14 protein-coding genes and 1 tRNA gene are annotated in these 18,581 nt (G+C 71.8%); 3 read left to right on the plus strand and 12 right to left on the minus strand.

What is annotated here, in order from left to right; genetic code table 11:
* Nucleotides 1–546: 546 nt before the first annotated feature.
* Nucleotides 547–2,490 (plus strand): M23 family metallopeptidase, encoded by a 1,944-nt coding sequence (locus ASG48_RS17105; protein WP_055852785.1) that lies wholly within the window; start codon nucleotides 547–549, stop codon nucleotides 2,488–2,490.
* A gap of 14 nt (nucleotides 2,491–2,504) precedes the next feature.
* On the opposite strand, the gene ASG48_RS17110 is transcribed toward ASG48_RS17105, so the two are convergent.
* From ASG48_RS17110 to ASG48_RS17135, 6 genes are all read right to left on the minus strand, one after another.
* The gene (locus ASG48_RS17110; RefSeq protein ID WP_055852788.1) at nucleotides 2,505–2,750 is read right to left on the minus strand and encodes a hypothetical protein; all 246 of its coding nucleotides are present in this window, start codon (nucleotides 2,748–2,750) and stop codon (nucleotides 2,505–2,507) included.
* A 33-nt stretch (nucleotides 2,751–2,783) separates the two neighbouring features.
* Complete coding sequence (locus ASG48_RS17115; RefSeq protein ID WP_055852790.1) at nucleotides 2,784–4,001, minus strand: extensin family protein; 1,218 nt, start codon at nucleotides 3,999–4,001, stop codon at nucleotides 2,784–2,786.
* 8 nt (nucleotides 4,002–4,009) lie between these two features.
* Entirely contained in the window at nucleotides 4,010–5,245 is a 1,236-nt protein-coding gene (locus ASG48_RS17120; protein ID WP_244486938.1) for a L,D-transpeptidase, read from the minus strand.
* A gap of 113 nt (nucleotides 5,246–5,358) precedes the next feature.
* Nucleotides 5,359–6,825, minus strand: a complete 1,467-nt coding sequence (locus tag ASG48_RS17125; RefSeq protein ID WP_082529565.1) for a L,D-transpeptidase — start codon at nucleotides 6,823–6,825, stop codon at nucleotides 5,359–5,361.
* A 186-nt stretch (nucleotides 6,826–7,011) separates the two neighbouring features.
* A complete protein-coding gene (locus tag ASG48_RS17130; RefSeq protein ID WP_055852793.1) occupies nucleotides 7,012–8,382 on the minus strand; it encodes a sigma-54 dependent transcriptional regulator in 1,371 nt (456 codons plus the stop codon).
* Nucleotides 8,379–10,259, minus strand: coding sequence for an ATP-binding protein (locus ASG48_RS17135; RefSeq protein ID WP_055852796.1), 1,881 nt, complete (start codon nucleotides 10,257–10,259; stop codon nucleotides 8,379–8,381). Before ASG48_RS17135 ends, ASG48_RS17130 begins: the two co-directional genes overlap by 4 nt.
* Before the next feature lie 287 nt (nucleotides 10,260–10,546).
* Between ASG48_RS17135 and ASG48_RS17140 the strand changes: the two genes are divergently transcribed.
* Together ASG48_RS17140 and ASG48_RS17145 are read left to right on the plus strand one after the other, a co-directional pair.
* Entirely contained in the window at nucleotides 10,547–11,884 is a 1,338-nt protein-coding gene (locus tag ASG48_RS17140) for a dicarboxylate/amino acid:cation symporter (protein WP_055852799.1), read from the plus strand.
* A gap of 229 nt (nucleotides 11,885–12,113) precedes the next feature.
* Nucleotides 12,114–12,383 carry a DUF3297 family protein gene (locus ASG48_RS17145; RefSeq protein WP_055852802.1) on the plus strand — a complete coding sequence of 90 codons (270 nt, stop codon included), beginning with the start codon at nucleotides 12,114–12,116 and terminating at the stop codon, nucleotides 12,381–12,383.
* A 106-nt stretch (nucleotides 12,384–12,489) separates the two neighbouring features.
* Here the strand turns inward: ASG48_RS17145 and ASG48_RS17150 are convergent, their stop codons facing one another.
* The 6 genes from ASG48_RS17150 to ASG48_RS18410 form a co-directional block, all read right to left on the minus strand.
* Nucleotides 12,490–13,698, minus strand: a complete 1,209-nt coding sequence (locus ASG48_RS17150; RefSeq protein WP_156381664.1) for a GGDEF domain-containing protein — start codon at nucleotides 13,696–13,698, stop codon at nucleotides 12,490–12,492.
* A gap of 245 nt (nucleotides 13,699–13,943) precedes the next feature.
* A tRNA-Gly gene (locus tag ASG48_RS17155) sits at nucleotides 13,944–14,018 on the minus strand.
* A gap of 94 nt (nucleotides 14,019–14,112) precedes the next feature.
* Complete coding sequence (eda, locus tag ASG48_RS17160) at nucleotides 14,113–14,751, minus strand: bifunctional 4-hydroxy-2-oxoglutarate aldolase/2-dehydro-3-deoxy-phosphogluconate aldolase (protein WP_055852807.1); 639 nt, start codon at nucleotides 14,749–14,751, stop codon at nucleotides 14,113–14,115.
* 176 nt (nucleotides 14,752–14,927) lie between these two features.
* The gene (locus ASG48_RS17165; RefSeq protein ID WP_055852810.1) at nucleotides 14,928–16,001 is read right to left on the minus strand and encodes a cell wall hydrolase; all 1,074 of its coding nucleotides are present in this window, start codon (nucleotides 15,999–16,001) and stop codon (nucleotides 14,928–14,930) included.
* 223 nt (nucleotides 16,002–16,224) lie between these two features.
* Nucleotides 16,225–17,670, minus strand: a complete 1,446-nt coding sequence (gene der, locus ASG48_RS17170; RefSeq protein WP_055852813.1) for a ribosome biogenesis GTPase Der — start codon at nucleotides 17,668–17,670, stop codon at nucleotides 16,225–16,227.
* 34 nt (nucleotides 17,671–17,704) lie between these two features.
* Nucleotides 17,705–18,460, minus strand: a complete 756-nt coding sequence (locus ASG48_RS18410; protein WP_055852816.1) for a tetratricopeptide repeat protein — start codon at nucleotides 18,458–18,460, stop codon at nucleotides 17,705–17,707.
* Nucleotides 18,461–18,581: the final 121 nt, after the last annotated feature.

Genomic DNA, 18,581 nt, shown 5'->3' on the forward strand with positions numbered 1-18,581 from the left:
CAACACAGACGTCGCAAAAATGTCGAGAAAAACGACGGATCGGAAAAACGTCGAGACAAGCCAACAGGTTGCAGGACCGGAGCGTGGGATGGGCGCCGGGCTCCGGGCCGCGCCCAACCGCCCTTCGACGGCATTGCCCCAGGAATGGGCCCACATTTCCGCGTTGCGCCCGCCGCTCCTGGGGCCCCTCTCCCGGCGGACCCTCCCATTCCGCCTTCTGTCAGTGCGGTGAAGGCCGGTGCGGGACCGCAGCCGGGGCAGACGGCTCCTCTCCCCCCATCCTCCATGCTGCGCGCCCTCCCCCTCCCCTCATCGCTCTCCCCTCCCCCGCTCTGCTCGGACCCTCCCTGCCCGCCATCCGCCCGGTGACGCCCGACGGTCGCCGGCAGCTCGCCCCTTGCCGGCGCGCGAGGCGCGTGCTGCATTGAGCCCGCCGCCATGCGGCGTTAAAGCCACAGCGCGCGGCGCCCGGTTCGGGTCCGGCTCAACTGTCGCGTTTTGGCCACCTTGTTCGTCGAGAGGCGAGCGGGACTTCCAGGGATACGGATGAACCGTTTGCCGAGCGACAAACCCATCTTCGGCGACGAGCCCGCGCTCGTGGCCGACCGACGGCGCGGACCGGACAGGCGGCAGGTCTCGGCGCGCTGGCTTCTCGGCACGCTGCTGACGGGCCTCACCTCCACGACCCTGATGGGCATCGCCCTCTCGGCCGCGCTCGACGGGCATCGCGGCGCGGTGCGCCCGGCCGCCTTCGAGCGAGAGGAACCGCGCGACGCGGATTTCTCGCAGAAGGGGCAGCGCGTCTTCGCGACCGCCATTCCGGTCGCCCGCGCCAAGCAGATCCTCGAACTCTCGACGCTCACGCGCGAGGGCGACCGCGAGGTCATCCGCACCCTTCCCTTCGGCTACGTGACCATGCGGCTCGCCGCCCGCCACCAGGCCGGCTCGGACTATCCCTCCTTCGACCCGCTCAAGGTCTTCGCCGACGATTCCGACGGCGGGACGGACGAGGTGGAGCCGGCCCGCACGGCGCAGATCTACGGCGCGCGCACGGAATCGGAGGTGCGGCTGAAAGTGGCGCCCTTCTCCTTCGAGGCGGCCGACTACGAGCCGGAGGACGAGGAGAGCGCGGCGGCCGCGGAGAAGAAGCTGCGCGCCATGGCGAGCGAGATCACCGAGACGGCCATGCCCGTGCAGATGGCCGCGCTCGCCCCCGTCGATCCCGGCCGCTTCGACCTCAGCGGCGTGACGGAGGCCTACGAGCCCGGTTCAGCCTTCCGCGTCATCGAGGAGAACGTCTCGCTGGCGACCTCCGACGAGGCCGAGCAGGCCGCGCGCTACGGCGAGGAGGTGCTGCCGCTCAGGGAGCCCGCCACGATGATCGAGGCACTGAAGGCCGGCGGCCACGACGACGAGAGCGCGCTCGATGCCGCGCAGACCATGGCGCGGCTCCTCAATTTCGACCGGCTGAAGGCCGGAGACGCATTGCGGCTCGGCATCGAGACGGAGAACGGGCGCCGGACGATCGTGCGCCTCTCGGTCTATCGCGGCGACAAGCACCTGGCGAGCGTCGCCCAGACCGAGGACGGTCCGTTCGAGCCGGCGCTCGCCCCCGAAATGGGCGAGGCGGTGGCCGAAGCCTTCGACGAGAACGCCTCCGAGGCGCCCATGCGCGCGGACATGCCGACGGTCTACGACGGCATCTACCAGGCGGCGCTTTCCTACGGGCTGAACGGACGGCTCTGCCGCCAGCTCATCCGCATGCTCGCGACGGAAGTCGATCTCCAGTCGCGCCTCAGCCCCGCCGACCGCATGTCGGTCTTCTACACGCTGGAAAAGGGCGAGGAAGCGGCGGGCGACAGTTCCGAAATCCTTTATGTCGAGGTCAGTTTCGGCGGCACCGTCAAGCGCTTCTACCGGTTCCGCACGGATGACGACCAGACCGACTATTACGACGAGGACGGGCGCAGCGCGAACCAGTTCCTGTTGCGCAAGCCGGTGCCGAACGCCCGCTTCACCTCCTCCTTCTCGACGGGGCGCAAGCATCCCGTGCTCGGCTATGTGCGCCCGCACTGGGGCGTCGACTGGGCCGCGCCGCGCGGTGCGCCGATCCTCGCCTCGGGCGCCGGCATCGTGGAGAAATCCGGCTGGACCAGCGGTTACGGCCGCCAGACCGTGCTGCGCCACGCCAACGGCTACGAGACCTCCTATTCGCACCAGAGCCAGATCGCGCCGGGCATCCGCGCCGGGGCGCGGGTGCGCCAGGGCCAGATCATCGGCTATGTCGGCTCGACCGGCCTCTCCACCGGCAACCATCTCCATTACGAGGTGACGGTGAACGGCACGAAGGTGGACCCGATGCGCATCAAGCTGCCCTCCGGCCGCGTCCTGGCGGGCGCGCAGCTCGAGACGTTCCAGCGCGAGCGCGACCGCATCGACAATCTCCTGAAGGACCATGTCGAGCAGCCGCTCCTGGCGACGAGCCGGTAAAGGTCCGGCGTCGCTCAGCGGCGGGACGTGGACAGATCCAGGCCGAACCGCGGGACGGCGCGCGCCGCGTCCGCGCCCGTCAGATGCGCGAAGAGGCGCGGTGCGTGGCCCCGCAGGAGCGCGGCCGTCGCATAGACGAGGAGCGAGGCGAGAGCGAAGGCGAGGAGGCCGGGCGGCGGGCCGCTGCCCGAGAGCGCGGCGTAGAGGCGGCGCGTCAGGACGATGCAGGGCGGGCGACGCTCCGGCGCCGCGCGGCCCATGTCGGGAAGGCTCGGTCCAAAGGCGCGGCGGCATCACCGGCAATAGGTCGCCCCGCCCTTGCGGGCGGCGATGTCGAGGTGGAAATGCGTGTCGTGGTCCGCATCCGTGCCGGGGCCGAGCACGGTCCTGAACGGGCCGCAGGCCGCGGCGCGCACGGCGGCCTGGAACCGTTCCTCGGCGCTGCCGGGGCTTTGCGCCTCCACGCCGATCGTGCGCCCGCCCTCGAAGACGAAACCGGCAATGTCGATGGCGCTGCCGCGCGCGTGTTCGGAAATGCCGTTCTCCGAAGCGCGCGGCCGGCACACATAGGTCGAGGCGTGGCGGAACTCGGTGAGCGTCTCCTTCGGGAACTCGGCCCGTGCCGCGGGCACCACGCCCTCGCTCATCCAGGCGTCGAGCGCGAGCGCCGCGCGGCAGAGCATCTGCGTAGCGGGCGAGACGGCGACGCCGGACGAGAGACGCGTGACGCGAACGGGCCGCAGCACGCCGCATTCGCCCTCGCTGATACTGTCCTCGACGGTGAAGGTCACGCCCCGGCGCTTCAGCTCGCTCTCGCAGGCCTCGGCATCCTCGACGGCGGCGGCGGCCGCCACGGACGCGGCCGGAGTCACGTCCGGCAGGCGCGACTTCAGCGCCTCCGGGGAATTGTCCGGCAGATCGGGCGCGGCGGGTCTGGCCGGCGCGGCGTCAGCGGGTGCCGGCGTCGCGGCGGGAGCGGCTGCCGGCTCGGGCGCCGGGCTCGGGCCGGCGGGCGGTGTCGGGTCGGCGGCCGTCGAGCCCGGCCTTGCCTCGGGCAGCGGCGGCACGCCCTCGGCCCGGACCGGGGCCTCCCCCTCGTCGAGCGGCGCGGGGCTCGGGGCGGGCACGTCGGGAGCGGGAACACCGGCGGCGGGCGCAGCCGGCGTCGCGGGGGCCTCGGCCGGCACCGCCACGTCGGCGGCGGGGCTTTCCGCCGGCAGCGGCGCGTCCGGCGCCTCGCCTTCGGTGTCCGGGCGCGGCGCGGGCGATGCCGAAGCGTCCGGGGCGGCCGGCTTGTCCTGCGGCACGGGCACTGCCGCTTCGGCCGGCACCGTCCCGGTCACGGCCGCCGGGCGCTCGCGCGCCGGCTCCGCGCGGCGCGGGCGCTTTTCCGGCGCCTGGCGGGCGGGGCCCTCCAGCGGATTGGCGTCCGGCCAGGGCAGCGGCGATTGCGCGCCGGCCGGCGCCGCGCCGAGGAGGAGCAGGGCCATCGCGGCGGCGAGCGGCCGCATGGGGGCGCTCATCCCTTGAACTCGACCACGGTCTTGGACGGCTCCACGAGTTCGGCCAGCGCCTCGGCGTCCCAGTTGGTCAGGCGCACGCAGCCGTGGCTCTCGCCCTTGTCGATCATGTCGGGATTGGGCGTGCCGTGAATGCCGTAGGTCGGTTTGGACAAGTCGATCCAGACCGAGCCGACGGGGCCGTTGGGGCCGGCCGGCAGCGTCAGCTTCTCGGTATTGTCGCCCTGCTTGAAGTTCTTGGAGGGATCGTAGGAATAGGTCGGCTCGGGCGCCACGCCCTTCACCTCCACCGTGCCGCTCGGCGAGGGCGAGTCGGGCGAGCCGATCGTGGCGGGATCGACGAGGACGATGCGGTCCTCGCCGTCATAGGCGATGAGTTCGCCCCGGGTCTTGTCGACGACGATGCGCGCGACCTTGGTGGTCGGCTCGGCGCCGGTGTCGGCGACGAGGATCGTGGTCCCCGGCTTGTCGAAATCGGCCTGCGGGTTCAGCGCCGTCAGGAGCTGCTCGTCCATGTGGAAGCGTTCGGCGAGCATCTCCAGCGGGCCGGAATAGGCGAGCGACTTCAGCTTGGCGAGCTCGGCATAGTCGCTGGGCAGTTCCTTCACGAAGGGGCCCTTCACGTCCGCCTCGGTGATCTCGTAGGTCTTGACCGCCGGCGCGCCGTCCGCCTCGAGCTTCGCCCAGAGTTCGGCGTCCGGCTCGCCGTCGACCGGCAGGTCGTTCATCGCCTCGTAGGCACCGATCGCCTTCTTGGTGTTGCCGCCCGAGAAGCCGTCGATGACGCCGGGCGAGGCATGCGCGCGGTCGAGCAGGATCTGCAGGCGCACGAGGAACGGATCGGCGGTCTGCGGCTCGTCGGCGGCCTGCAGGCCGGCCTCGTCGGGCAGGTCGGTGGAGTTGGCGGGCGTCTCCACCACCTTGTCCGGCTCGCCCGTCACCTCGACCTCGGCCGGCGCGGCGATGTCGACGCCGTCGGCGGCGGCCTCAGCCTCCGCGCCGTCCTGCGGCACGGCCTCGTCCGCCTGCCCCGGCGCCTTCTCCTCCACCTCCGGCACGGTCGGATCGGCGGCGGCGTCCGCCGCCACGTCCTGCGCCTCGGCCTGGCGCGCTTGCCAGTCGGCGAAGCTCGCGCCGTCGATCGCCTCGCGGCTGAGCGGCGCGGAGGCCGCCAGCGCGGTGCCGGACAGGAGCGAGGCCGCCAGCGCGGCCCCGAAGAGGTGGGAGAGTGTCATCGCGGGCCCCGCATCACAAAGGATCGCCCGCACAACGCGCTGGCCCGCGTTAGGGCTCCGTCCACCCTGGCGAAAGACCGTCATGGTGAACGAAACGTCAAAGCCCCTCGCCGCTACTCGATGAACTCGACCGTCGTGCCGGGCTTGACCATCTTGGCGAGTTCCGCCGCGTCCCAGTTGGTCAGGCGCACGCAGCCGTGGCTGTTGGTCTTGCCGATCTGCGAGGGCTCGGGCGTGCCGTGGATGCCGTAGGTCGGCTTGGAGAGCGCGACCCAGATCGTGCCCACCGGGCCGTTGGGGCCGGGCGGGATGGTCAGGATCTTGTCGTTGGTGCCCTGCTTGAAGTTGATCTTCGGGTTGTAGGTGTAGTTCGGATCGAAGGCGATGCGGCTCACCTGCACGGTGCCGGAGGGCGAAGGCGTGTCGGAGGAGCCGATCGTGGAAGGATAGGCGGCGATCAGCGTGCCGTCGGCGCCGTAGGCGCGCACCTGTTCGCGGCCCTTGTCGGCCTCGATGCGCACGACCTCGCCCTTCACGGTCTCGCCGACGGCGGCGACCTTCACGCGCGTTCCCGGCCGGGTGAAGTCGGCGCCGGGATTGATCTCCTTCAGATAGGCCTCGTCCATGTGGAAGCGCTCGCCGAGCATCTCGGTGACGCGCTCGTAGGACATGGCCGGCAGGAGCGCCTTCTCGCCGTAGTCGGAGGGGATGGAGGCGACGTAGGGGCCCGAGACGTCCTCGGCGGTGATCTCGTAGGTGACGATGGCCGGGCCGCCGCTGGCGTCGAGCTCCTCGGCGATGGCGCGCGGGTCGCCGGTCGGCAGCGGCCGGCCGTATTTCTCCTCGTAGGCCGCGGCGGCCTTGTTGACGTTGGAGCCCGTGCGCCCGTCGATGACGCCGGGCGACATGCCGGCGCGGTCGAGGATGACCTGGATGGCGGCGATCTCGGCCTTGGCGTTCGGCCCCTTGGGCGTCGGCACGGTGGGCGCGGGGCGGCTCTCGTGGACGGTCGCGCCCTCGCCGACGGCGCCGGGTCCGCCGAGGATCGAGGCGCCGGGATCGGGCAGGCCGAGGCCGGTGTCGCCGGGAATGGCGGCGGTCTCGCTCGGGCTTGCGCCCGGCAGCGCGTCCGGCATGCCGTAGCCGTCGGGCGCCGGCAGCGGCCGCGCCTCGATCGGCCCGCCGCGGCTCTCGCCCTCGAAGGGCGGCACGGTCGCCTCGTCGCGGTAGCCCGGCTCCTCGAAGCCCGGCGCGCCGTAGACGCCGGGCGGCGGCGCCATGCGGATCGGGCCCTCCAGCGTCACGCCCGGCGGCGGCGGCGCGTCGATGATCGCGCCGCGCCGGCTCAGATTCTGCTCGCGGCGCTCGCGCGCCTGCTGGCGGCGCGGCTGCTCCAGCACCACCACGTTGCCGTTGCGGTCCACCACGACCTGGCGGCCATACTGGTCGACGAAGATCTCCCCGTCGGACGGGGCACCGTAGGCGAAGTCGTCGCGCGGGTCGTAATACTGCGCCGCCGCCGGCACGAGGCTCGCCAGGATGGCGCTGCCGGCGAGAAGGGACAGGAGGCAGGTCTTCATCACGACACTCCGCGGAGGCGGCGGACCGCGCTCCGGTGCAAAGGGATACCATGGCCGCCGGCCGGCGCCGGCCGAGGCGGTTTGCCCCTCCCTCTGCCAGACGAAGCAGACATGAAAATGGCGTGCCGGCCGGTGCGCGCACCTTGTCGCGCCGCCCGGCAAGCCCCGCGCAAGCCGGGCGCGCCCCTATTCGAAGTCGCGTCGGGAGATCCCGTGGCGCTGCAGCTTGTCGTAGAAGGTCTTTCGCGCAATGCCGAGCGCCTCGAGGCTCCGGCGCACGTCGCCGCGATGGCGCTCCAGCGTGGAGCGGATGAGCGCGGCCTCGTGCCGGTCGAGCCGCTCGGGAAGGCTCAGGCCCTCGTCCGCCGACAGAAGGTCGTCCGGACCTTGCGCCGGGCGCGTGGCCGGGGCGGCAAGGCCGATATCGGGATCGAGGCCGAGCACGGTGCGCTCGGCGAAATGCACCAGTTCGCGCACGTTGCCCGGCCAGTCATGCGCCGCGAGATGGCGCGAGAGGGCGGGCGAGAGCGCCGGCACCGGCCGGCCGAAGCGCTCGGCCGCGCGCCGCAGGAAATGCCCGAACAGGAGCGGCACGTCCTCGCGACGCTCGCGCAGCGGCGGGATGCGCAGCGTCACCACGTTCAGCCGGTAGTAGAGGTCCTCGCGGAAGTCGCCGCGCGCGGCCGGGTCCGAGAGGTCGATCTTCACCGCGGCGACGACGCGCAGATCGATGCGGCGCGGGGCGTTGGTGCCGAGCGGATCGACCTGGCGCGTCTCCAGGACGCGCAGGAGCTTCACCTGCAAGGCCGGCGGCATGGACTCGATCTCGTCGAGGAAGAGCGTGCCCCCGCCCGAATGCTCGATGCGCCCGACGCGCCGCTTCTGCGCGCCGGTGAAGGCGCCGGCCTCGAAGCCGAAGAGCTCGGCGTCGATCACCGTCTCGGGCAGCGCGCCGCAGTTCAGCGCCACGAAGGGCCGGTCGCGCCGCCGGCTCCAGCGGTGCAGGAGGTCGGCGACCACCTCCTTGCCGGTGCCGGTCTCGCCCTCCACCAGGACGTCGACATCGGTGTCGGCGATCTGGCGCAGCGCCTCGCGCAGGCGCCGGATCGCCGGCGCCTCGCCGATCAGCGGCCCGTCGTCGCCGCTGCGCGCGGCCATGGCGCGCAGGGCGCGGTTCTCCAGGACCAGGCGCCGCGTCTCCAGCGCCCGGCGCAGCGTGCCGGCTATGCGCTCGCCCGAAAACGGCTTGGCGATGAAGTCATAGGCGCCGTCCTTCATCGCCGACACGGCGAGATCGACGTCGCCATGGCCGGTCACGAGGATCACCGGGATCTCGGGGTCGAGCGCGCGCAGGCGCGAGAAGAGCTCCAGCCCGTCCATGCCGGGCATGCGGATATCGGTGACGACGCAGCCCGGAAAGCTCTCGTCGAGGCTGGCGAGCGCCGCCGGCGCGTCGGCGAAGGGCCGGGGCGAGAAGCCCTCGAGCTCCAGCATCTGCGCCGTCGCGCGGCGAAGGTCGGCGTCGTCGTCGACGAGGACGACGGGCAGAGGCGTCATGGCGCGCGCCTCAGCGTCAGGGCGAAGGCGGCGCCGGGTCCCCTGCCCGGCGCGAGCGCCAGCGACCCGCCGAACTCGCGCGCGATCTCGCCGCAGATGACGAGGCCGAGGCCGAGACCCTTCTCCTTCGTGGTCACGAACGGCATGAACAGCGTCCTCTCGATCTCCGGGGACAGGCCCGGCCCGTTGTCGGCCACCGTGACGACCACCGTTTCGGCGCGCGCCTCGACCGTGACGACGATGCGCGGATCGGGACGTCCGGCGAGCGCGTCGAGCGCGTTCTGCAGGAGGTTGACGAGGATCTGCTCCAGGCGGATGCGGCTCGCCGAGACGCGGAGGTCGCCCGGATCGGCGCGTTCGATGGCGATGCCCGAGCCGTCGATGCGGCCCGCCAGGAGCGACAGCGCCCCGTCCAGCGCCTCGCCGAGGCGCACGGGCTCCACCGGCCCGGTCGCGCGGCGCGAGAAGCTCTTCAACGTGTCGGTGATCGCCGCGACGCGGCCGGTGAGCGCGACGATGGAGGCAAGGTTCTCCGCCGCCGGTTCCGCCCGCCCGAGGCCGAGGAAGCGGCCGGCATTCTCGGCATAGGTGCGGATGGCGGCGAGCGGCTGGTTGATCTCGTGGGCGACGCCGGCGGCGATCTGGCCGAGGAGCGAGAGGCGGTTGGCCTGCGCCAGCTCGTCGCGCAGGTTCTGGACGCGCGCCTCGGCGCCGCGCCGCCCGGCGATCTCGCCGGTCAGCGCCTCGTTCGCGTGGCGCAGCGCCCGGGTGCGCTCGGCGACGCGCGTCTCCAGCTCGGCATTCATCGCCGACAGCGTCTCCTGGCGCTGGCGCAGCGCGCGCCGGCGCCGCACGACGAGCGCGGCGAGGAGCCCGGCCGCCACGAGAACGAGCCCCGCGATCAGCCGGGCATTCGCCGCCGCCCGCGCGAGCGCCGGTCCGGCCGGCAGGAACACGTGCAGCCGCCAGTCGCCGGGCGCGCCGGGGATCGCGCCGGCCGCCTCCACATAGAGCCCGGCGGGCACCGCCTTGCCGGCGCCGACGCGCCAGAGGCCGCCCGGCTCGGCCGCCAGCGGCAGCGGCCGCAGCGGCGCGTCCGGGTTCTGCAGGTCGTCGCGTATGTCCGCCGCCTGCTCGGCGTCGACGGGCGAGAGGACGCCGAAGCGCCAGGCGGGCACGCTCGTGGCGAGCACCGTGCCGCTGGCGTCGGAGACGAAGGCGAGGAACCCCGCCTCGCGCCAGCGCGCCTCCAGATCGTCGAACTCGACCTTGACGACGACCGTGCCGAGCGGGCCGGCCGGAGCGTCGACGCGCTGCGAGAGATAGAGGCCGGGGCGCCGGCTCACCGTGCCGAGCGCGTATTGCAGCGCCCGGCCCTTCGCCATCGCCTCCGCGAAATAGCGGCGGAAGCGGTAGGAGGCGCCCACGAAGCTCTGCGGCGTGCCCGCGTTGCTGGAGGCCACCGTGATCCCGTCGGCGCCCACCACGTAGAGCACCGACGCCTGCGCCTCGGCCGCCAGGGCCTCCAGCCGCGCGTCGAGCCGCGCCGCGAGTCCCCTGTCCGGCGTCCGGAGGAGACCGGCGAGTTCGGCGTCGCGCGAGAGCGCGAGCGGCAGGAGGCGCTGCTTCTCGATCTGGCCGGACAGGGCGGCGGAAGAGAGCGTGAGGCCGGAGCGCGCGCGTTCCAGGAGATCGAGCCGCGCCTCCTCGGCGGCGAACCAGCCGGCCGCCGCCACGCAGAGGAGCGATCCCGCCCCGAGACAGGGCGCGAGCAGCATGGCCGGCCGGAACCGGACCCGTCCGCCGCGACGCGACCGACCGGCGGCCGTCGCCGTCGCCGTCGCCGTCGCGGCCGTCCTGGGGGCCGGTTCGATCATCGCAACCCCTCCCCGCCCCAGCCGCTCCGGCGCTTGTCACGAAATCCACACATAGGGCGGAAATCCGCACGCCGGAAGCCGGATCTGTGCGGGATTTCGCACGAAAGGCCCCGTCGCCGGGCTTCGTCGGATCGCCCGGACCCCTGCGCGCCGCGCATGGGAGGTGTTCCGGCACTTGGCACGGCGCTTGCCATGGTGGTGATGCGACCGTCGCCGGATGGGTCGCCAAGGGAGAAACGGCGCCGCGCCCCGGGAAGGGCCGGCCGATCCGGCGAGGGAGACGACCCATGCAGATCGCAGAAGCCGCCGGCACGGCGCCGGCTCCGCGCAAGCCGCTCTACGCCCAGCTCTACGTGCAGGTGCTCGTGGCCATCGCCGCCGGCATCACGCTCGGCCATTTCCATCCCGAGCTCGGCGCCAGCCTGAAGCCGCTCGGCGACGCCTTCATCAAGCTCGTGAAGATGATCATCGCCCCGGTGATCTTCCTGACGGTCGCCACCGGCATCGCCGGCATGAGCGACCTGAAGAAGGTCGGCCGCGTGGCTGGCAAGGCGATGCTCTACTTCCTGACCTTCTCGACGCTGGCGCTCTTCGTCGGCCTCGTCGTCGCCAATGTCGTGCAGCCGGGCGCGGGCCTCAACATCGACCCCGCCTCGCTCGACCCGACGGCCGTCGCCGACTATGCCTCCAAGGCCCACGACCAGACCATCACGGGCTTTCTCTCCAACATCATCCCCACGACCATCGTCGGGGCCTTCGCCTCGGGCGACATCCTGCAGGTCCTGTTCTTCTCGGTCCTCTTCGGCCTGTCGCTGGCCATGGTCGGCGAGAAGGCGGCGCCCGTCACCGATTTCCTCGTCGCGGTCTCCGCGCCGATGTTCAAGCTGGTCGGCATCCTCATGAAGGCCGCCCCGATCGGCGCCTTCGGCGCCATGGCCTTCACCATCGGCAAATACGGCATCGGCTCGGTGGTCAATCTCGCCTTCCTGGTCGGCACCTTCTACCTCACCTCGTTCCTCTTCGTGTTCGTCGTCCTGGGCGCGGTCTGCCGCTACAACGGCTTCTCGATCGTCTCGCTCGTGCGCTACATCAAGGAGGAGCTGCTGCTCGTCCTCGGCACCTCCTCCTCGGAGGCCGCCCTGCCGACGCTGATGGCCAAGATGGAGAATGCCGGCGCCAAGAAGTCGGTCGTCGGCCTCGTTATCCCGACCGGCTATTCCTTCAATCTCGACGGCACCAACATCTACATGACGCTGGCGGCTCTCTTCATCGCGCAGGCGACGAATATCGAGCTGACGATCTGGCAGCAGCTCCTGCTGCTGGGCGTCGCCATGCTCTCCTCCAAGGGCGCGGCCGGCATCACGGGCGCGGGCTTCATCACGCTGGCGGCCACCCTCTCCGTCGTGCCGGACGTGCCGGTCGCCGGCATGGCGCTCATCCTCGGCATCGACCGCTTCATGTCGGAATGCCGGGCGCTGACCAACCTCGTCGGCAACGCCGTCGCAACGCTCGTCGTCGCCAGGTGGGAAGGCGAGCTCGACGAGACGCGCCTCGCCGCCGTCCTCGCCGGCGATCGCCCGGCCGAAGCGGTCACCCGCGAGCCCGCGCTCGTCCCCGCCGAATAGGCGCCGGACCGTCGATCCCCACGTTTCCAGAAGCCGCCCGGGCCGCAAGCCCGGGCGGCTTCTTCGTTTTCGCGCCTTTCGGGCGTTGGCAGAGCGGCGCCGGCGTCGTATGGGCCGGGCACGAACGAACGGCGGAAGGCACGCCCTTCCGCAGGCAAGCCACCAGGATAGAGCGGCCCCTGCCCCTCGCGGCACCCCCGGGACGCTTCCACCAAGGAGACCAGACGCGATGAGCGACACGACCCTGCCCGACCGCCTGAGCGCCGACGTCGACAGCCCCTTCTACGACGAGGCGCTTCTGGCACGCGGCGTCGGCATCCGCTTCAAGGGCGCCGAGAAGACCAATGTCGAGGAATACTGCGTCAGCGAGGGCTGGGTGCGCGTGGCCGCCGGCAACGCCAAGGACCGCCGCGGCAAGCCGCTGACGATCAAGCTCAGCGGCCCCGTCGAGCCCTATCTGCGCGCGCCCGAGGGCGAGGGCGAAGCCGACGCCGGCTGACGGGCGCTCGCTCCAGCATCTGCGCGCCGCGCCGGCCCCTCGGCGCGGCGAAGGCCGGCGGCGGAAGCCCGTCCCCTGCCGCAGAACGCCGCGAGCCCCATAGGCCTCAATCGCGTTGCGCGAGCGGGAGGGGCGAGCCGAGATCCAGCGAAAAGCAGTTCCGCCCCCGCCGCTTGGCCTCGTACAGCGCCCGGTCGGCGGCCGAGAGGACCGCCTCCTTCGAGGCCTCCTCCCCCTTGCGCCGCATGGCGATGCCGACGCTGGCGGTGACGACGCCCTCCCCGTCCGAGCGGGCGGGATGGGCGATGCCGGCGCCCTCGAGCGCGAGCAGAAGCGCCCGGGCGAGCCGCGCCGCCTCCAGATCGGCGATGCCGCGGGCCAGGACCGTGAATTCCTCGCCGCCGAAGCGCGCGCAGAACGCGTCCGGCCCCGCCGTCACGCGCTCCAGCACCTCCGAGACCCGGCGCAGGCAGTCGTCGCCGGCCGGATGCCCGAGCGCGTCGTTGAACGCCTTGAAGTGGTCGATGTCGATCATCATCACCGCGATGTCGGTGGGCGCGGCGAACCAGGCGTCGAGACGCTGCTCCAGGAGACGCCGGTTCGGCAGGCCCGTCAGGGCGTCCGTCACCGCCAGATCCTGGAAGGCGCGCCGCGCCTCCTCCGCCGCCTCGCCGCGCAGCCGCGCCTGGAGCGCGGCGAGATAGTCGGCGCAGCGCCGATGCTCCATCCGCTGGTTGGCATAGAGGGCGAAGAGGCAGGCGGTCGCGCTCTGGAGCACGAAGACCCAGCGCAGGCCGAACGGCAACCCCGCCTTTGTGGCGATCGCCAGCACAGTGAAGGCGAAGGCGAGGCCGGTGAAGACGACGGCGTCCCGGAACCGCAGCGCCAGCACCATATTGGCGAAGACGAGCGTCAGCGTGAATTCGCTGAACGTGTAGGCGTCGAAGGGAGCCGCCGAATACCAGAACAGGAAGAGCGGGATCAGATAGGCATTGAGCACGCCGCCCAGCACCAGCCGCTCGCGGTTCCGCGCCGAGACCGCACCGATCGCCCAGGCCAGAAACAGCGAGACGGGCGTGACGAGGGCGACGCGCAGCGCCACCGACAGCCAGACGATGTCGGGCATCAGGACGACGCTCGTCAGGTTGAAGACGTTGTAGAGGGCGAGACCGAAATAGATCGCCTGCCGCATGTCCGCGACGCGCCGGGCCCCGAACTCGCTCTCATGGCGGTCTGCCACCGCCGGCGGAAACCGAAGCCAGCCGTCCAGGCTCTTTCCCGGCTGGAGATCCGCATGGCGAAGTTGAGCGCCCATGTCGCCTCCGATCGAACGACACGATCATGGAGGCGAACATTTAAGATCCTCTGCCGAGGACCGAGAGAATGCCGCCCGCCGGGCGCGATGCGAGCGGCCGGCGCGCCGCGATTACCCCGGGCATCGGGACCGCGCGGGCAGACGAGGGCGATGCCGCACCGGCCGGCATGAAACGCAGATCGCTCGCCACGCCGACGCGCGGATCTCGCTCGGCCGTCGAAAGGAGTTCGGTCTTCAGGAAGGATTGGAGCGGGCGATGGGGATCGAACCCACGACATCCAGCTTGGGAAGCTGGCGTTCTACCGCTGAACTACACCCGCGCTCCGGCCTCTTGCGTAGCGCAGGTGCGGGTCCGGTGCAAGGACCCCGCGACGGCGGCCCGCGGCGGGCCGCTCGTCTCCCTCTCCGGGCGGCTCAGGCCTTCAGCGCGGCGGCCTCGGCGGCGAGGCGGGTGATCGTGTCGAAATCGCCGGCCTCGACGGCCTCCTTCGGCGCGACCCAGGAGCCGCCGACGCACAGGACGTTGGGAAGGGCGAGGTAGTCGCCGACATTCGTCATGGAGATGCCGCCGGTCGGGCAGAAGCGGATGGACTGGAAGACGGGCGCCAGCGCCTTGAGGAAGGGAACGCCCCCCAGCTGCTCGGCGGGGAAGAACTTCAGGAGCTCGTAGCCGGCCTCCATCATGCCCATCAGCTCGCTCGGGCTGGCCGCGCCCGGCAGGAGCGGAACCTCGCTGTCCTCGACATGGCGCACGAGGGCGTGCGTGGCCCCCGGCGAGACGACGAACCGGGCGCCCGCCTCCACCGCCTGATCGAACTGGCGCGGCGAGAGCACGGTGCCGGCGCCGCAGGTCGTCTCCGGCACTTCGTCGGCGACGGCGCGGATGGCCTCCAGCGCGGCGGGCGTGCGCAGCGTGATCTCGATGGAGACGAGCCCGCCCTTGGCGAGCGCGCGGGCAAGCTTCACCGCGCCGGCGACGTCCGCCACCGCCACGACCGGCATGACCGGCTGCGCGGTGAGGATGGCATGGAGGGCTTGCGTCTTCTGGGTCATCGCGGTCCGCCTCGGCGCTCGGAGCGCCGTGCGCCCTCAAGGGGCGCACGCGGGACGCTCGCTGTCGAATGATCGCGGCCTCCGTGCACACGGTCCGCGCGCGACCGTGTTAGCCCCGGCGTGGCGCCGGCGTCAAACGCGCGGGGGGGGGGGGTCCCGGACGGGGCGCGCCCCGCCTACCAGCCGCCGCCGAAGGTGCGGTAGAAGATGTGCTTGCCGATCCGGTCGACCTTCTCCATCGCCTGCGCCCAGCGCGGCTGGACATAGGTCGCGTGGTAATGGGTCGAGGAGCCGACCTCGGCGAGCCAGATCTGGCCGCGCGTCACCTGGTCGGCGACGGTCTTGGCGGCGTTCCAGGCCTTGGGGTCGGAGACGCGGTCGCGCAGCCCGTCGCAGGCGAAGGAGAACTGGCAGCGGTTGCGCCAGTCCTTGTTCTGGTAGACCACGCCGCAGATCGACTTCGGATAGGCCGGGTTGCGCACGCGGTTGAGAATGACCTGCGCGACGGCCGCCTGGCCGAGCGTCTTCTCGCCGCGGCTCTCGAAATAGATGCCGTTGGTGAGGCAGGTCTGCTCCTTCTCGGAGAAGACGGAGGCGGGCAGCGGCGTCGCGGCCCAGGCGTGGTCCTTGGCGCCGATCGGGGGCACGAAGGCCTGCGGCTGCTCCTTCAGGACCTTCTCGAAGAGCGTGGCGGAGCGGGCCGTCGCGCTCGTCGCCTCGGGCGCGTAGCCCAGCGCCTGCGGGCCGGTCGTCGGCTTCAGCGAGGCGAGGAGGAGTTCGTCGTTGCTGCGCCGCTCGGGGGCGAGCGCGGGGATCTTCGGCGGGCCCTTCAACTGGAAATTGGCGGCGACCGTGATGGCGTCGCGCGTTTCCGGCGTGATCTTGGCGAAGGCGGTGCGGATGCGCTCGCCGCCGCCGATGACGCGGCTGCCGAGAAGGCTCTGGCGCTCCATGATGGAGCCGGCGGCGAAGCCGCGCGGCGGCAGGTCGCTCGCCGGCGTCTGCGAGACCACGCGGCGGCCCTTGTCGGCGCGCTTGACGCGCGTCTCGTCGGGGCTGTTGGACACGGGCCCCTGCGAGGCGAGGGTGAAGAGGCGGCCGTCGGCGCCCATCAGGCCCCTGGAGCCGCGCCGGGCGGAGCCGTCCGGCGACAGGGCGATGTCCGCGGTCTCGAGCGAGGTGCCGGGCGCGGGAACGAAGAAGGCCTTCCAGCGGGCCGATTCACGGGCGCCGCCGAGGAGGCTCGTCATGTCCTGATGCGCGGCGGAAGTGGTGAGGACGGGAGTCAGGAGAAGTGCTGCGGCCGATGCAACGACAAATCGGGAAAAGCGGCCTCGCCATTCGAAGGTCAAACCCGGTCGTCCCCCTCGTTCATCTTCCCGCATCCTAACCCCACCGCCGCGTCGTTAACCACCGGATGCCGATCATCATCATCCATTAACCTTGACTCATGGTTAACGAATTGGGGTGTTTTCAAGACCGGCGGGGCTTTCTGGACGCATACGGGTTGGCCGGCTTGCGCAGTCCGAGCCGGATCGGCACGCCGTCGAGGCCGAAATCCTCGCGCAGCTTGTTGATGAGATAGCGCGTATAGGCGGTTCCGAGCGCCTCGGGCCGCGTCGTCGAGATCATGTAGGTCGGTGGCCGCGACTTGACCTGCGTCATGTATTTCACCGTCACGCGGCGCCCGGCGACGGCCGGCGGCGGGTGGTGGGCGACGACGCGCGAGAGCCACTGGTTGAGCTTGGCCGTGGAGACGCGCTTGTTCCAGAGTTCGTGCGTGTCGGCGACGGCCTTCATCAGCCGGTCGAGCCCCTCGCCGGTCTCGCCCGAGCAGGTGATGGCGCGGATTCCCCGCGCCTGCGGCAGAAGGCGGTCGGTCTTCTCGCGAAGGTCGGCGAGCACGGCCTGCCGGTCCTCCACGAGGTCCCATTTGTTGAAGGCGATGACGGGGGCCCGGCCCTCGCGCACCACGAGATCGACGATGGACAGGTCCTGCTTCTCGAAGGGGATCGTCACGTCGAGCACGATGACGACGACCTCGGCGAACTTGATCGCGCGCAGCGCGTCGGCGACGGAGAGCTTCTCGAGCTTCTCCTGCACCCGCGCCTTGCGGCGAAGGCCGGCCGTGTCGAACATCTTCACCCGGCGCCCGCGCCACTCCCACTCCACCGAGATGGAATCGCGCGTGATGCCCGCTTCCGGGCCCGTCAGCAGGCGGTCCTCGCCGAGATAGCGGTTGACGAGGGTGGACTTGCCCGCGTTCGGCCGCCCGACGATGGCGATGCGCAGCGGCTTGGTGGCGTCGTAGGGCGGGATCACCTCCTCGACGTCCGGATCCTCCGGGTCGGTGCCCTCGGGCAGGGCGATGCCGGTCTCGCGCTCGGCCTGGATCTCGCGGCGGGTCTTCTTCACGCGGAAGGCGGCGCGGCCGAGCGCCTCCACCAGCGCGTCGCGCAGGTCCCCCATGCCCTCGCCGTGCTCGGCGGAGATCGCGACGGGGTCGCCGAGGCCGAGCGAGTAGCTGTCGAAATAGCCCGCGTCCGAGCCCCGCGCCTCGGCCTTGTTGGCGACGAGGATCACCTTGGCGGCCTTGCGCCGCAGGAGTTCGGCGAAGGTGAGGTCGGCCGGCGTCAGGCCGCTCTTCACGTCGATCATGAAGAGGCAGAGATCCGCGGAGGAAATGGCCTCCTCGGTCTGGGCGCGCATGCGCCCCTCCAGCGTCTCGGCGCCGGCCTCCTCGAGGCCGGCCGTGTCCATCACCTCGAAGGCGATGTCGAGGAGATGGGCGTCGCCCGGACGCCGGTCGCGCGTGACGCCCGGCCGGTCGTCGACGAGGGCGAGGCGCTTGCCGACGAGGCGGTTGAACAGGGTGGACTTGCCGACATTCGGGCGTCCGATGATGGCGATGGTGACCATGCCCTCGACTTTCGTGTCTCGCCGCGGGGCGGGATCAGTTGGTGCCCGGGGCCGGGGCGGCGGGGGCGGCGGGCGTCTCGGCCGGCGCCGCAGCGGCGGCCGCCGGGGTGGCAGGCGTGGCGGGGGCCGGCGCGGGCGCCGCGCCCGCGATCACGTCGAGGACGACGCGGGCGCGGGTGGAGATGCCGTTCGGCGTGCCCTGGTCGTCGAGAAGGCCCTGCAGGAGCGTGCGGGCCTCCTCGCCGGCGCCCGCCTTGTAGGCGCTGAGCGCCAGCGCCTCGCGCGCGGCGTAGCGCATCGCCTCGCCCTCGGCGTTCAGCCGCCCGACGCGGGCGAGCACGTCGTCGCGCGTGCCGGTGTCGACGAGGATATAGGCCGCGCGCACGGCGGCGAGATCGCGCAGCGCCTGCGCCACCGAACCGTCGTTCGCCACCGCGTCGAAACTCGCGACCGCCTCGGGCAGCTTGCCCTCGGCCTGCTCGAGCTCGGCGATGCGAAGGCGGGCGAGATCGGGATAGGCGCCGACATCCTCGGCGACGATCGCCTGGAGCGCCGTCACCGCCTCGGCGGACTGTCCGGCCTCGGCGAGGTCGAGCGCGGCGAGATAGCGGTCGCCCGCCGCGTCGGCCTCAGCGCTGCGGTAGCTCTGCCAGCCGACGATGGCGGCCGTCGCCACGACGACGAGGATGGCGGCGACGAGGAGCCAGAGGCCGAAGCGCGTCCACACCGCGCGCACGCGGTCCTGGCGCATCTCCTCGTTGACTTCGCGGATGAAACTGTCGTTGCTCATGCCCGTCCACTCTTGCCGTCGTCCGCCGGCAGGGAACATTCCCCCTCTATGACCCGGCCGGGTGCTTGAGGGTCTTCTAACGATTTTTGGCGCAACGGGAAGGACCGGGCCGATTCGCGTT

This window comes from Aurantimonas sp. Leaf443 (genome assembly GCF_001425575.1).
In the GTDB taxonomy this organism is placed as follows: domain Bacteria; phylum Pseudomonadota; class Alphaproteobacteria; order Rhizobiales; family Rhizobiaceae; genus Leaf443.